Genomic DNA, 15,102 nt, shown 5'->3' on the forward strand with positions numbered 1-15,102 from the left:
CTTGGGTTCGCTTGCGCCATGGCCCTATAATCGGGCCACTTTGTTTGTGGAGCCCGTTATGCCGAATCTACGCCTCGCCGACCTGACCGCCGAAATCGAAGCCAACGTGCGCCGTGCGTTGCTGGAAGACATCGGCAGCGGCGATATCACCGCGCAACTGATCCCGGCCGAACGCCTGGCCAAAGCCACCATCATCACCCGCGAAGCGGCGATCATCAGTGGCACGGCCTGGGTCGACGCGGTGTTCCGCCAGCTCGACCCGCGGGTCGCCGTGCATTGGCAGGTGCGTGACGGCGAGCGCGTCAGCCCCAACCAGGCCCTGTTCCACCTCGAAGGTCCGGCCCGTTCGCTGCTCAGCGGCGAACGCTGCGCCTTGAACTTCCTGCAGTTGCTGTCCGGCGTGGCCACCCGCGCGCAGTACTACGCCGATTTCGTCGCCAATACCCAGGTCAAGTTGCTGGATACCCGCAAGACCCTGCCAGGCCTGCGCCTGGCGCAGAAGTACGCGGTGACCTGCGGTGGCTGCCACAACCACCGCATCGGCCTGTACGACGCCTTCCTGATCAAGGAAAACCATATTGCCGCGTGCGGCGGCATCGCCCAGGCGATCAGCGCCGCCCACAAGATCGCCCCGGGCAAGCCGGTGGAAGTCGAAGTGGAAAGCCTGGAAGAACTCAAGGAAGCCCTGGCGGCGGGCGCGGACATCATCATGCTCGACGAGTTGAGCCTGGACGACATGCGCGAGGCGGTTCGCCTGAATGCCGGCAAGGCCAAGCTGGAAGCCAGCGGCGGGATCAATGAAAGCACCTTGCGCCCGATCGCCGAGACCGGCGTCGATTACATTTCTATCGGGGCGATGACCAAGGATGTGAAGGCGGTCGATTTGTCGATGCGCTTGAGCCTCTGACTCTTTGCGCGATACCCCAAAGAAAAACGCCAGCCCCTGAAAGGCTGGCGTTTTTGCATCAGTCGTCGATTTCGTTGAGTTCCAGGTAGTCCTTAAGGTCCATACCCAAGGCCTCGGCCACTTCCTGATGGACCTCCAGGCGCATGGCCTTGAGTTCCTCGGGCGACTCGGCCACCAACTCCAGCACAAGCTCCCACGGTTCGATGCCGCGCGACTCCGCTTCGTCCTCGAACGCCCACTGGGCCTGCTGCTTCTGCTCCTGCGGGCTCAGGTCGCTGATTTCTTCCTGCAAGGAAGGCGTGGCAGCCAGGTACTTTTCAAGGGCTACGTCAATTCTGGCTTCTTTAGGAATCATCTCGTTCTCTCTGATCATGGGAATGGAAGATGGATCTGGATCGTTGGGATCTCTTTGCCGCAAAAAAGCGCTGTGAAAGCCGATTTATCTGGCCGTGAACCATTCGGGATCATCTGAAAACCATTCAGACAGGCTGCGAATATAGGGCCTTTGTCTGCGGATGCCTACGAATCCTTACAGCGCACCGACAAAAAACCTGTCCGTTCGCTCAAGGCACTTTCATGAAAAATACGTTGTTACATTCCTCCCCCCGGGCCGGCTTCTCACTTCAGGAACAAGAAGGCAGGAACGCAGTCATAGCGATGTGCCATATCGGCACGTCACAAGGAAACCCAGTGATGTTCAGCCGCACTCAGCGTTCGTCCGTCTTCCTCGCCACCAGTCTCTCCACCCTGATCCTCAGCAGCCTGTCACTCCCCGCCCAGGCCGTCGAGTTCAACTCCAGCAGCGCCTCGTACTCGGACAGGATCTCGGCCCTGCACCAGGAAGTGGACCTCAAGTTCACCGTGCGTCCCAGCGGCTTCACCGTGGACGACCTGCAAAAGCTCCAGGACGGCCTCAAGAGCAGCACCGCCGAGCTGGAAAAGCTCAAGGACCTGGTCAACAGCCAGGCGCGCCTGATCGAAGAGCTCAAGCGCAACACCGGCAGCAGCTCCAGCGCCAATGCCAGTGAGGTGAGCAACCTCAAGAAAACCACCGGCGAGCAAGCCAACCAGCTGAAAAAACTGGAAACCCAGCTTGAAGAGTTCAAGCGCAACAGCGGCTCCAGCTCCAGTTCGAGCGCCAGTGAAGTGAACAACCTCAAGCGCGTTACCAGCGACCAGGCCAGCGAACTGGACAAGCTCGGCAAACAGATCGAGGAGCTCAAGCGCGGCAATAGCTCGAGCTCCAGTTCGAACTCCAGCGAGCTGTCCAGCCTCAAGAGCGAGGTCAGCAATCAGGGCCAGAACCTGGACCAACTCAAACGCAGCCTCGAGGACCTGAGAAGCAAAGTGAAGTGATTCAAGGCCAGTAAAAACGACAAAGCCCGCGCGATGCGGGCTTTGTTGTTTGTACGACTTGAGCTTGCCAATTGGTGCCCGAGACAGGAATCGAACCTGCGACCTTCGCGTTACGAGTGCGCTGCTCTACCGGCTGAGCTACACGGGCGCTGGGCTAAACCTAGCACCGAGGCCGGGGTTTTGCCATATCGCCTGCCCGGCAGGGAGCAAGGTACAAACGGCAGATAGCAAAACGCCCCGAACCAGTCGGGGCGTTTGCTTGTTCAGCTTACAACGACGGGAGCCTTAAACGCCCGAAGCCTTGGCTGCTGCTACGTCTTTGATGGACAGCTTGATACGACCGCGGTTGTCCACGTCCAGTACCAGTACTTCCACTTCCTGACCTTCTTTCAGGATGTCGGTCACTTTCTCGACGCGAGCATCGCTCAGCATGGAGATGTGAACCAGACCGTCCTTGCCAGGCAGGATGTTGACGAATGCGCCGAAGTCGACGATGCGCTCAACCTTACCAACGTAGATCTTGCCGATCTCGGCTTCCGCGGTGATGCCCAGAACGCGCTGACGCGCGGCTTCTGCGGCTTCCTTGGTTTCGCCGAAGATCTTGATCGAGCCGTCGTCTTCGATGTCGATCGAAGCCTTGGTCTCTTCGCAGATCGCACGGATGGTCGCGCCGCCTTTACCGATGACATCACGGATTTTGTCGGTGTCGATCTTCATCGCGATCATGGTCGGAGCGTTGGCCGACAGCTCGGTACGCGACTGGCCAATGATCTGGTTCATCTGGCCGAGGATGTTCAGGCGAGCTTCCAGGGCCTGGCCCAGGGCGATCTCCATGATTTCTTCGGTGATGCCTTTGATCTTGATGTCCATCTGCAGCGCGGTGACGCCTTTGGCGGTACCGGCTACCTTGAAGTCCATGTCGCCCAGGTGGTCTTCGTCACCCAGGATGTCGGTCAGAACGGCGAATTTCTCGCCCTCTTTAACCAGGCCCATGGCGATACCGGCAACCGGCGCCTTCATCGGCACGCCAGCGTCCATCAGCGCCAGGGAAGCACCGCAAACGGAAGCCATGGAGCTGGAACCGTTGGACTCGGTGATTTCCGATACTACGCGGATGGTGTAAGGGAACACGTCGGCGGCTGGCAGCATGGCCTGAACCGAACGACGGGCCAGACGGCCGTGACCGATTTCACGACGACCAGCGCCACCCATGCGACCACACTCGCCCACCGAGAACGGAGGAAAGTTGTAGTGCAGCATGAAGGGGTCTTTTTTCTCGCCTTCCAGGGTGTCCAGCAGCTGTGCGTCACGGGCGGTACCCAGGGTCGCGACTACCAGGGCCTGAGTCTCGCCACGGGTGAATAGCGCCGAACCGTGGGTCTTCGGCAGAACGCCGACTTCGATGTTCAGCGGACGTACGGTGCGGGTGTCGCGACCGTCGATACGTGGCTTGCCGTTGACGATGTTTTCGCGAACGGTGCGGTATTCGATTTCACCGAAAGCGGCTTTGACGTCGGCAGCGGAAGGCTGGCCTTCTTCGCCGGACAGCTTGGCGACGACCTGATCTTTCAACTCGCCCAGGCGAGCATAACGGTCGGCCTTGACGGTGATGGTGTAGGCCTGGGAGATCGCTTCGCCGAACTCGGCGCGGATAGCGCCCAGCAGGTCGGTGGCTTCTGGAGCAGGAGCCCAGTCCCAGGTTGGCTTGGCGGCTTCGGCAGCCAGCTCTTTGACGGCCTGGATAACAGCCTGGAATTCGTCGTGGGCGAACAGTACGGCGCCCAGCATCTGGTCTTCGGTCAGCTCTTTGGCTTCCGATTCAACCATCAGTACCGCTTCTTCGGTACCGGCTACGACCATGTCCAGACTAGATGCCTGAAGCTGCTCGTAAGTCGGGTTCAGCAGGTAGCCGGTGCTTTCGTGGAATGCAACGCGGGCAGCACCGATCGGACCGTCGAAAGGAATGCCGGAGATGGCCAGCGCAGCCGAGGTACCGATCATCGCAGCGATGTCCGGATCGGTTTTCTTGCTGGTGGAAACCACGGTGCAGACAACCTGCACTTCGTTCATGAAGCCTTCTGGGAACAGAGGGCGGATCGGACGGTCGATCAGACGCGAGGTCAGGGTTTCTTTCTCGGAAGGACGGCCTTCACGCTTGAAGAAACCGCCAGGGATCTTACCGGCAGCGTAAGTCTTTTCCTGGTAGTGAACAGACAGAGGGAAGAAACCCTTGCCTGGATCGGCTTGCTTGGCGCCAACCACGGTCACCAATACGCTGACGTCGTCGTCAACGGTGACCAATACTGCGCCGGAGGCCTGACGGGCGATACGGCCAGTCTCGAGGGTAACGGTCGACTGACCGAACTGGAATTTTTTGATTACCGGGTTCACGGTGTCCTACCTTCTTTGTGGCTCTTGGGGGAACTGGTTTCTTGCGAAATTCTTGGGCAATCCCGGGAATCGGCCCGGCCTTTATTGTCCAGGTAAAACTACTGTCCAGATAAAACTTGAGGCTGGGAGCCTGCCATGCGCCTGCGGGAAACCCACTGACGCACGGCAAACAACCAACCTCTAGCGCAATCGCTGATTAGCGACGCAGACCCAGGCGACCGATCAGAGCGCTGTAACGGCTCAGGTCTTTGCCTTTCAGGTAGTCCAGCAGCTTACGACGCTGGTTAACCATGCGGATCAGACCACGACGGGAGTGGTGGTCTTTACCGTTGGCCTTGAAGTGACCTTGCAGTTTGTTGATGTTGGCGGTCAGCAGTGCAACTTGCACTTCTGGCGAACCAGTGTCACCAACAGCTTGCTGGTAGTCGGTTACGATTTGAGCTTTTTCTTCAACGCTGAGTGCCATTTGGCTTTCCTCTCAAAAGGCAACGTTCCAAGGAACGCCACCAACAGGCCAGGGACAAATCCCTGTATCTATAAATGAGCTGTGACCGTGCCTGTTAACAGCCACCCTCTCCAGCCTGCTGTTACACAGGCTGGTTTCCGGTCATTCCGACCGAATCAGTCGACGCGGCGCGATGCGCCCGTCTTCGCTCACTTCACCGATACCGATAAAGCGACCGTTGTGATCCTGTACCCGCACCATACCGAACTTCGGTGCATCGGGAGCGCGTACCGGCTGGCCGTTGAGCCAGTAGAACGCGCTGTGCTCGGAGAACTGCAGCAGTGGCCAATCCAACAGGCCGCTGTCCGATGGCATCAGGAAGCGATCCACCGCTTCGTTGCCGCCTTCGGCATGTACCGCCTCAAGCTCTTCCAGCGTGACGGTCTGGGCCAGACTGAAAGGACCGGCCTGGGTGCGACGCAGTTCCGCGACGTAAGCACCACAACCCAGCTTCTCACCGATATCTTCCACCAGGGTCCGGATATAGGTGCCTTTGCTGCAGTCCACCGCTAGCCGCGCAGTATCGCCTTCAAAGGCCAGCAATTCCAAGCGCGCAATAGTAACAGAACGCGCCTCGCGCTCCACCACTTCGCCTGCACGGGCCAGCTTGTAAAGTGGCTGGCCATCACGCTTGAGGGCCGAGTACATCGGCGGTATCTGGCTGATTTGCCCGCGAAATTCCGGCAACACCGCTTCAATATCGGCGCGACCAACGGTCACTTCGCGAGTCTGCAGGACTTCACCCTCGGCATCGGCCGTGGTGGTGGTCTTGCCCAACTGCATCAGGGTTTCGTACCCCTTGTCGGAATCGAGCAGGTATTGCGAGAACTTGGTCGCCTCGCCAAAGCACAACGGCAACACGCCGGTGGCCAGGGGATCGAGGCTGCCGGTGTGCCCGGCCTTTTCGGCATTGAGCAACCAGCGGACTTTCTGCAGCGCCGCGTTGGAGGTGAACCCCAGCGGCTTGTCGAGCAGGATGATACCGCTGACGTTACGACGGATACGCTTGACCTGAGCCACCGCTTACTCCTTGGCGTCTTCGGGTTCAGCGGCGTGCTGGCTGTCTTCGGCCACGGCGCGCTCGATCAGGGCCGACAGATGCGCGCCACGCACGACGCTTTCGTCGTAGTGGAAGTGCAGCTGTGGAACGCTGCGCAACTTCATCTCGCGAGCCAGCTGCATGCGCAGGAAGCCGGCGGCCGAGTTGAGCACCTTGATGCTCTGGGCGATATCGTCAGCGTTGTCCTGGCCCATCACGGTGATGAAGATCTTGGCGTGACCGACGTCACGGCTGACTTCAACGGCGGTGATGGTGACCAGACCGACGCGCGGATCTTTGACTTCACGACGGATCAGCTGAGCGAGCTCACGCTGCATCTGGTCGCCGATACGTTGGGTACGGCTGTATTCTTTTGCCATGTCTTGTTACCTGTTGCTGCCTGGCGGTGAAACCCGCAAGGTCTGAAAGCGGCAAACGCCCGGCCTGACAGAAGCCAGACCGGGCGTTGCGTTTAGAGTCCGGACGATGCGCCGTGCATTTGCATGCGGCTGGCCATCATGGCTCTTGAAGTGCGCGAGTTAGAGGCTGCGAGCAACCTGAACCTTCTCGAAGACTTCGATCTTGTCGCCGACTTTGACGTCGTTGTAGCTCTTCACGCCGATACCGCATTCCATGCCGGCACGTACTTCGGAAGCGTCGTCCTTGAAGCGGCGCAGGGATTCCAGCTCGCCTTCGAAGATAACGATGTCTTCACGCAGTACACGGATTGGACGGTTACGGTGAACGACACCCTCGATCACCATGCAACCGGCGATCGCGCCAAACTTCGGCGAACGGAACACGTCACGAACCTCGGCAACACCCAGGATGTTCTCCCGAACGTCGCTGCCCAACATACCGGTCAGGGCTTTCTTGACGTCTTCGATGATGTCGTAGATCACGTTGTAGTAACGCATATCCAGACCTTCCTGCTCGACGATCTTGCGAGCGCCGGCATCGGCACGCACGTTGAAGCCGAACAGTACAGCGTTGGAAGCCAGGGCCAGGTTGGCGTCGCTTTCGGTGATACCACCGACGCCGCCGCCGACTACGCGCACTTGCACTTCGTCGTTGCCCAGGCCGTTCAGAGCGCCTTGCAGAGCTTCCAGCGAACCACGGACGTCGGATTTGAGGACGATGTTGAGCGTCTTCTTCTCTTCCTGGCCCATGCTTTCGAAGATGTTTTCCAGCTTGCCGGCGTGAGCGCGAGCCAGTTTGACTTCGCGGAACTTGCCTTGACGGAACAGAGCCACTTCACGGGCTTTCTTCTCGTCGGCAACCACGCTCATCTCGTCGCCAGCGTCCGGGGTACCGTCCAGGCCGAGGATCTCGACCGGAATGGCCGGACCGGCTTCCTTGATCGGCTTGCCGTTCTCGTCGAGCATGGCGCGCACGCGGCCATAGTTCGAGCCGACCAGCACCATGTCGCCTTGACGCAGGGTACCGTCCTGAACCAGTACGGTCGCCACCGGGCCACGGCCCTTGTCGAGACGCGATTCAACCACGACACCACGGCCAGGAGCCGAAGGCGTGGCGGTCAGTTCGAGCACTTCGGCCTGCAGCAGTACGGCTTCGAGCAATTCGTCGACACCGGTACCCATCTTCGCGGAAACCGGAACGAATGGAGTGTCACCACCCCAGTCTTCGGAAGTCACGCCGTGAACCGACAGTTCGCTACGGATGCGATCGAGGTCGGCACCCGGCTTGTCGATCTTGTTCACTGCGACCACCAGAGGCACACCAGCCGCCTGGGCGTGCTGAACGGCTTCAACGGTCTGCGGCATCACGCCGTCGTCCGCTGCAACCACCAGGATCACGATGTCGGTCGCCTTGGCACCACGAGCACGCATGGCGGTAAACGCGGCGTGACCCGGGGTATCGAGGAAGGTGACCATGCCGCGTTCGGTTTCAACGTGGTACGCACCGATGTGCTGGGTGATGCCGCCGGCTTCGCCAGCTGCGACCTTGGCACGACGGATGTAGTCGAGCAGCGAGGTCTTACCGTGGTCAACGTGACCCATTACGGTCACTACCGGCGCACGAGGAACCGCTTCACCTTCGAACTTCAGGGACTCGGCCAGGGAATCTTCCAGAGCGGTGTCGCTGATCAGGGTCACTTTGTGGCCCAGCTCTTCAGCAACCAGCTGGGCAGTTTCCTGGTCCAGTACCTGGTTGATGGTGGCCGGGGTGCCCAGCTTGAACATGAACTTGATGATTTCGGCAGCCTTGACCGACATCTGCTGGGCGAGATCGCCAACAGTGATGGTTTCGCCGATTTTCACTTCACGCACCACAGGGCCGGTCGGGCTCTGGAAGCCGTGAGCATTACGTTTCTTCAGCTTGGCCTTGCCACGGCCACCACGACGGAAGCCATCGCTTTCTTCGTCAGTGGTACGTGGGGCTACGCGTGGAGCCGGAGCCTTTTCCTTGACGGAAGCACGATGCGGAGCGTTTTTACGCTCGCCATCGCCACCACGACGGTTGTCGTCGTTACGGCTCTTGTCCGGGCGACGCTGCTCGTCCTTCTTGCGCACTTCAGCGACCGGCGCTGGAGCGACAACAGGGACGTCTTCAACAATCGGCTCGGCAACCACCGCAGGTGCGGCGACCGCTTCAACGGCAGCAGGTTGCGCAGCAGCAGGCTGGCGACGCGCTTCTTCTTCGGCGCGACGCTTGGCTTCTTCTTCAGCCTTCTGACGTGCAGCATTTTCTACTGCGCGACGCTCTTCCAGCTCACGTTGGCGCTCGGCTTCGATTTCTTCCGGGCTGCGCTGTACGAAGACTTTCTTCTTGCGTACTTCAACGCTGATGCTCTTGCTGCCGGCAACACGCAGGGTGCTGGTAGTTTTACGCTGCAAAGTGATCTTGCGCGGTTCTTCCACTTTCGCCTTGTGGCTGCTCTTCAAGTGAGTCAGCAACGATTGCTTCTCACTGTCGGTCACATGTTCCTCGGCGGCGGTGTGCGGCAGACCTGCCTCACGCATCTGCTGCAACAGGCGCTCTACCGGTGTTTTGACCTCATCGGCCAGTTGTTTCACCGTGACTTGCGTCATGCACTTCTCTCCTCAGGCCGCGCCTATTACTCGAACCAATGGGCTCGGGCGGCCATGATCAACTTGCCGGCACGATCATCGTCAATGCCGTCGATGTCGAGCAGGTCGTCAATAGACTGCTCGGCCAGGTCTTCGCGGGTAATTACGCCGCGCACCGCCAGTTCCATCGCCAAATCCTTGTCCATACCCTCAAGCGAGAGCAGGTCTTCGGCCGGATGGGCGTCTGCCAGCTTTTCCTCAGTAGCGATGGCTTTAGTCAACAAGCGATCCTTGGCACGAGCGCGAAGCTCGTTGACGATGTCTTCGTCAAAGCCGTCGATGTTGAGCATTTCTTCCAACGGTACGTAGGCAATCTCTTCCAGGCTGGTGAAGCCTTCATCAACCAGCACCTGTGCCAGCTCTTCATCGACTTCCAACTCTTCGATGAAGTTGCGCAGGATGTCGCCGGTTTCAGCTTGCTGCTTAGCCTGGATGTCCGATTCGGTCATCACGTTCAGGGTCCAGCCAGTCAACTGGCTAGCCAGACGCACGTTCTGACCACCGCGACCGATGGCCTGAGCCAGATTGTCTGCGCCAACGGCGATGTCCATGGCATGGGCATCTTCGTCGACGATAATTGCCGCGACTTCGGCCGGCGACATGGCGTTGATCACGAACTGCGCCGGGTTGTCGTCCCACAGGACGATATCCACACGCTCACCACCCAACTCACCGGAAACGGCCTGGACGCGCGAACCGCGCATACCAATGCACGCACCCTGAGGGTCAATGCGCTTGTCTTTGGAACGGACCGCGATCTTGGCGCGCGAACCCGGATCACGGGAAGCGGCCATGACTTCGATCAGGCCTTCGGCGATTTCCGGCACTTCGATACGGAACAGCTCGATCAGCATTTCCGGCGCGGTACGCGACAGGATCAGCTGCGGGCCGCGGTTCTCGGTGCGGATTTCCTTGAGCAGCGCGCGAAGACGCACGCCAACCCGGAAAGTCTCGCGGGAGATGATGTCTTCACGGGCCAACAGCGCTTCGGCGTTGTTACCCAGGTCGACGATCACGTTGTCGCGGGTCACTTTTTTCACGGTGCCGGAGATGATTTCACCCAGGCGCTCGCGGTAAGCGTCAACGACTTGAGCGCGCTCGGCTTCGCGGACTTTCTGCACGATGACCTGTTTGGCGGTCTGCGCAGCAATGCGGCCGAACTCGATCGATTCGATCTTTTCTTCGACGACATCACCGACTTTGGCGCCCGGATGGGTTTCCTGGACCTTGCTCGGCCAGGTTTCCACGGCCGGATCGTCCAGATCGGCTTCCTCGACTACCGTCCAGCGACGGAAAGTCTCGTAAGCACCGGTGTGGCGATTGATTTCCACACGCAGATCGACTTCGTCCTCGAAACGCTTTTTGGTAGCAGTGGCCAGAGCCAGCTCCAGCGCTTCAAAAATTACGCTTGCCGGTACACCCTTTTCATTGGATACCGACTCAACAACCAGCAGTACTTCTTTGCTCATCGTACGCCTCGCCTTTCGCAAGCCATTGGATCCGCGGGATCCGCGTCTCAGTCAAAACTGGGAATTATGTGGGCCTTGTCGATCATGTCGATCGGCAACAGAAACTCATGGTCTTCCACCTGCACCACGACGTCCTGCTCCTCCACCCCGCGGAGAAGGCCCTGAAAATTACGCCGACCTTCAAAAGGCGAGCGCAGCTTGATCTTCACTTGTTCACCGACATACTTGGCAAACTGTTCAAGGGTGAACAGCGGGCGTTCCATGCCAGGAGAGGAAACTTCAAGGGTGTATTCAACGGAGATCGGATCTTCGACATCCAGAACGCCGCTGATCTGACGGCTGACGATGGCACAGTCGTCCACCAGCACACCGCCTTCTTTATCGATATAAACGCGCAACAGTGAGTGGCGACCTTGAGCCGAAAACTCGATACCCCAGCATTCATAGCCAAGGGCCACGACCACCGGGGCCAACAAGGCCTGCAACTGTTCTAGCTTGCTCGACACCTGAACCCCCTCGTGCATGCTTGTGCAAATAAAAAATGGGCGAAGCGCCCATCCCGGAAACGCCGTTGAATAGCGGCGTTATAAAGTGTCCAGCTAACAAAAAGCCCCTGAAAAGGGGCTCCGCTAAAACTGGTTGCGGGGGCCGGATTTGAACCGACGACCTTCGGGTTATGAGCCCGACGAGCTACCAGACTGCTCCACCCCGCGACAAAGCTGGGGCGGAAGTATACGACCGATCCCTTTTTGGGTCAATGTAACCTTCCACCTACAAGAAAGCCCGCAACAGCGGGCTCTCCTGATAATTGGTACCGAGAAGGGGACTCGAACCCCTACACCCTATGGGCACAACCACCTCAAGGTTGCGTGTCTACCAATTCCACCACCTCGGCATAGACTACGTTACTGCGTGAAACTCTTCTTACTTCTGCTCTTGAGCTGGAGGTACGTCAGTCGCATTGGTTGCCGACTTTTGCTCTTGGAGCACCGGGACATCATCAGAAGCCGGTTTTTGCTTTGGCGCTTCAAGCACCGCTGGATCTGGCAAACCTACTTGAGTCAGCTCGTGAGCTTTCTCTTTAGCAAAGTAACCTAACCCCAAGCTGGTTATGAAAAAACCTGCGGCAAGTATAGCAGTAAACTTACTAAGAAAGGTAGAGGAACCTTGGCTTCCGAACACAGTATTTGAAGCACCTGCTCCGAAAGACGCGCCAGCGTCCGCACCTTTACCCTGCTGCAGCAATACCAGAGCTACTACGCCCAGCGCACCCAGCAGATGAAAAACGACTACGACTGTTTCCAGCATTTTTTCAGTTTCCCGCGGCGCGACAGATCGCACCGAACTCATCTGCATTCAGGGAAGCTCCACCAATGAGCCCCCCATCGATATCCGGCATGCCGAACAGTTCGACCGCATTGGCCGCCTTCACGCTGCCGCCGTATAGAAGCCGCACACCTCGTGCCACTTCAGAATTCTCTGCCGCCAACTGCGCCCGAATGGCTGCGTGCACATCCTGAGCCTGTTGCGGCGAAGCAGTCAGCCCGGTACCAATGGCCCAGACCGGCTCGTAAGCGATAACGGCATTGGCAAACGCACCAACACCCAACTCTTCGATGATGCTGCCCAGCTGACGCCCGACAACCTCAAGAGTCTTCCCGGCCTCGCGCTGCTCGAGGGTCTCCCCTACGCACAAGACCGGTGTCAAACCACAAGCTTGTGCCGCTGCGAATTTGCGATTCAGCGTACCGTCACGCTCACCCATCATCAGGCGACGCTCGGAGTGCCCAACCAGCACCAGAGAACAACCTGCATCCACCAGCTGACTCGGAGCAATTTCTCCTGTCAGCGCACCTTGCATGGGCTCCACCGCAGAGTTCTGCGCGCCGACCGAAATCGACTTGCCTTTCAAGCCATCAATCACTTGATTGATATACAAGCAAGGCGGGAATACCGCGACATCAACACCGCTAGGCAAGGCCAGATGACGCAGGCCATTGATCAGCTCAGCGACGCTGGCGCGGGTACCGTGCATCTTCCAGTTACCAGCTACCATAGGGCGACGCATGCTGTACCTCGTCGGTCAAAGTGGGCGCAGATGTTACCCAACCGCATCAACACTGGCAAGCCGAAATCAGGCAGAAACTTCCGCAACCAGTTTTGCCAGTTCGTCAGCATAGCCACGGACCTGGACTTCATCGTCGCCCTCAACCATGACGCGAACCAAAGGCTCGGTGCCCGACTTGCGCAGCAACACCCGGCCACGCCCAGCCATCGCGGTAGTGACGCGCGCGCAGGCCTCTTTCACAGCCGGATGCTCGACGGGATTGGCTCCGCCACCAAAGCGCACATTGACCAGGATCTGCGGACACTTGCGCAGCGCCTGACGCGACTGCGCCAGCCCTTCATCACGTCGTTTCAGCGCCATCAACACCTGCAGGGCGGCAATGATCGCATCACCGGTGGTGGTGTGCTGGAAGCACACGATATGGCCAGAGTTTTCACCGCCTACCAGCCACTGGCGCTCAAGCAGCTCGGCAATAACATAGCGGTCACCAACGTTGGCACGCACGAATGGGATCCCCAGGTCAGCCAAGGCCAGCTCGAGACCCAGATTGCTCATCAAGGTACCGACCACGCCACCCTGCAGCTTGTTACGCGCGTGCAGGTCCCGGGCGATGATAAACAACAGTTCGTCGCCGTCGACGATGGCACCTGTATGGTCGACCATCAGTACCCGGTCGCCATCACCATCAAAGGCGATACCCAGATCGGCGTGCTCGGCCAATACCGCAGCCTGCAATTGCCCCATATGAGTGGAGCCGCAATTGTCGTTGATGTTCAGGCCGTTAGGCTGCGCAGAGAGCACCACCACCTCGGCACCCAATTCACGGAAAACGCTTGGCGCTACCTTGTAGGTTGCGCCATGAGCACAATCGACCACGATCTTCAGCCCAGCAAAGCTGGTACTGGATGGAACGCTGCTCTTACAAAACTCGATATAACGGCCCGAGGCGTCATTGATGCGGGAGACCTTGCCCAGCTTGCTCGACTCCACCACGGTCATCGGCGCATCCAGCAACTCCTCGATCATCAGCTCGACTTCATCCGGGAGCTTGGTACCCTCACCCGAGAAGAACTTGATGCCGTTGTCATCGTGAGGATTATGCGACGCACTGATCACGATCCCCGCCTCGGCATGGAAAGTGCGAGTCAGGTAGGCGATAGCAGGAGTAGGCATCGGCCCCAGCAGCATCACATCCGCACCGGCAGCGGACAGGCCCGCCTCAAGCGCAGACTCGAACATGTAACCGGAAATGCGTGTGTCTTTGCCCACCAACACGCGGCAGGCGCCCATGCTGCGGAAAGCCATACCCGCGGCCCAGCCCAGCTTGAGCATGAAATCGGGAGTAATAGGGTACACACCCACACGACCGCGAATGCCGTCGGTGCCAAAGTATTTCTTGCTCATAAGTGCTCCATCATTCTTATTCGGCTGATTCCACAGCTGTAATCATCCGCACGACATCCAGCGTCTCGGCCACATCATGGACCCGCAGGATCTTTGCGCCTTTAGACATTGCCAGAGCGGCAAGAGCCAACCCGCCATACAGGCGTTCTCCGACAGGACGGTTCAATGCCTGACCTATCATGCTCTTTCGTGAAACTCCGACCAGCAGAGGTCGACCAAGGGCATGCAGGGCGTCCATATGCTTGAACAGGCTCAAGTTGTGCTGCAGGGTCTTCGCGAAACCAAAACCTGGATCCAGAATGATCCGTTCCGGCCCAATACCCACTGCAGCGCACTGAGCCATACGCTCAGCCAGGAACTCACCCACTTCCTTGGTTACATCCCGATACTGCGGATTGTCCTGCATATCGCCTGGCTCACCGAGCATATGCATGAGGCAAACCGGTAAGCCTGTGGCCGCCGCCGCATCCAGCGCGCCATCCCGTCGCAACGAACGGACATCATTGATCAACCCCGCACCTAGGCGCGCAGTTTCGCGCATGACCGCAGGCGTGGAGGTATCGACCGAAATAATGACATCCAGCTCACGATGGATGCGCTCGACGATAGGCGCTACCCGCTCAAGCTCTTCAAGCGGCGATACCGCCCGCGCGCCAGGACGAGTGGACTCGCCCCCCACATCGATGAGCGTCGCGCCCGCCAGCACCATGCCCTCGGCATGGCGCAAGGCAGCATCCAACTGACTGAAGCGGCCACCATCGGAAAAGGAATCGGGAGTTACATTCAGAATGCCCATGACATGCGTATGGGCCAAATCAAGAACCCGGTTGCCGCAAGGCAACCGGGTCGAGGACGACGAAGAAGTCATTTC

The 15,102-nt window shown here is 58.8% G+C and carries 14 protein-coding genes and 3 tRNA genes; 2 read left to right on the forward strand and 15 right to left on the reverse strand.

Features of this window, described 5'->3' with window-relative positions:
* The first annotated feature begins 58 nt into the window (after positions 1-58).
* Positions 59-907 carry a carboxylating nicotinate-nucleotide diphosphorylase gene (gene nadC / locus PVZ78_RS25155; protein ID WP_273829446.1) on the forward strand — a complete coding sequence of 283 codons (849 nt, stop codon included), beginning with the start codon at positions 59-61 and terminating at the stop codon, positions 905-907.
* Between the two features lie 58 nt (positions 908-965).
* On the opposite strand, the gene PVZ78_RS25160 is transcribed toward nadC, so the two are convergent.
* Complete coding sequence (locus PVZ78_RS25160) at positions 966-1,262, reverse strand: DUF6388 family protein (RefSeq protein WP_028681642.1); 297 nt, start codon at positions 1,260-1,262, stop codon at positions 966-968.
* A 338-nt stretch (positions 1,263-1,600) separates the two neighbouring features.
* Between PVZ78_RS25160 and PVZ78_RS25165 the strand changes: the two genes are divergently transcribed.
* On the forward strand, positions 1,601-2,263 hold the full coding sequence (locus PVZ78_RS25165; protein ID WP_273829447.1) for a hypothetical protein: 663 nt from the start codon (positions 1,601-1,603) through the stop codon (positions 2,261-2,263).
* Between the two features lie 72 nt (positions 2,264-2,335).
* Here the strand turns inward: PVZ78_RS25165 and PVZ78_RS25170 are convergent.
* From PVZ78_RS25170 to folP, 14 genes are all read right to left on the reverse strand, one after another.
* Positions 2,336-2,411 (reverse strand) — tRNA-Thr (locus PVZ78_RS25170).
* Between the two features lie 137 nt (positions 2,412-2,548).
* A complete protein-coding gene (gene pnp / locus PVZ78_RS25175; protein WP_009046937.1) occupies positions 2,549-4,654 on the reverse strand; it encodes a polyribonucleotide nucleotidyltransferase in 2,106 nt (701 codons plus the stop codon).
* A gap of 196 nt (positions 4,655-4,850) precedes the next feature.
* Positions 4,851-5,120 carry a 30S ribosomal protein S15 gene (rpsO, locus tag PVZ78_RS25180; RefSeq protein WP_009042128.1) on the reverse strand — a complete coding sequence of 90 codons (270 nt, stop codon included), beginning with the start codon at positions 5,118-5,120 and terminating at the stop codon, positions 4,851-4,853.
* 141 nt (positions 5,121-5,261) lie between these two features.
* Positions 5,262-6,179, reverse strand: coding sequence for a tRNA pseudouridine(55) synthase TruB (gene truB / locus PVZ78_RS25185; protein ID WP_007920884.1), 918 nt, complete (start codon positions 6,177-6,179; stop codon positions 5,262-5,264).
* Positions 6,180-6,182: 3 nt separating this feature from the next.
* Positions 6,183-6,578: a 30S ribosome-binding factor RbfA gene (gene rbfA, locus PVZ78_RS25190; protein WP_009046936.1), complete on the reverse strand. Its 396-nt coding sequence runs from the start codon at positions 6,576-6,578 to the stop codon at positions 6,183-6,185.
* A gap of 159 nt (positions 6,579-6,737) precedes the next feature.
* Positions 6,738-9,251, reverse strand: coding sequence for a translation initiation factor IF-2 (gene infB, locus PVZ78_RS25195; protein WP_007920879.1), 2,514 nt, complete (start codon positions 9,249-9,251; stop codon positions 6,738-6,740).
* Positions 9,252-9,277: 26 nt separating this feature from the next.
* Positions 9,278-10,759, reverse strand: coding sequence for a transcription termination factor NusA (gene nusA, locus PVZ78_RS25200; protein ID WP_009046934.1), 1,482 nt, complete (start codon positions 10,757-10,759; stop codon positions 9,278-9,280).
* A gap of 47 nt (positions 10,760-10,806) precedes the next feature.
* Positions 10,807-11,265, reverse strand: a complete 459-nt coding sequence (gene rimP / locus PVZ78_RS25205) for a ribosome maturation factor RimP (protein ID WP_007920877.1) — start codon at positions 11,263-11,265, stop codon at positions 10,807-10,809.
* Positions 11,266-11,395: 130 nt separating this feature from the next.
* Positions 11,396-11,472 (reverse strand) — tRNA-Met (locus PVZ78_RS25210).
* Between the two features lie 96 nt (positions 11,473-11,568).
* Positions 11,569-11,654, reverse strand: a tRNA-Leu gene (locus PVZ78_RS25215).
* 29 nt (positions 11,655-11,683) lie between these two features.
* Entirely contained in the window at positions 11,684-12,067 is a 384-nt protein-coding gene (gene secG / locus PVZ78_RS25220; RefSeq protein ID WP_009042126.1) for a preprotein translocase subunit SecG, read from the reverse strand.
* A gap of 4 nt (positions 12,068-12,071) precedes the next feature.
* Positions 12,072-12,827: a triose-phosphate isomerase gene (tpiA, locus tag PVZ78_RS25225; RefSeq protein ID WP_016701663.1), complete on the reverse strand. Its 756-nt coding sequence runs from the start codon at positions 12,825-12,827 to the stop codon at positions 12,072-12,074.
* A gap of 66 nt (positions 12,828-12,893) precedes the next feature.
* A complete protein-coding gene (glmM, locus tag PVZ78_RS25230; RefSeq protein WP_041988866.1) occupies positions 12,894-14,231 on the reverse strand; it encodes a phosphoglucosamine mutase in 1,338 nt (445 codons plus the stop codon).
* A gap of 16 nt (positions 14,232-14,247) precedes the next feature.
* Positions 14,248-15,099: a dihydropteroate synthase gene (gene folP, locus PVZ78_RS25235; protein WP_101281796.1), complete on the reverse strand. Its 852-nt coding sequence runs from the start codon at positions 15,097-15,099 to the stop codon at positions 14,248-14,250.
* Positions 15,100-15,102 lie beyond the last annotated feature (3 nt).

This window comes from Pseudomonas sp. SBT1-2, from assembly GCF_028640875.1.
Classification (GTDB): domain Bacteria; phylum Pseudomonadota; class Gammaproteobacteria; order Pseudomonadales; family Pseudomonadaceae; genus Aquipseudomonas; species Aquipseudomonas chlororaphis_I.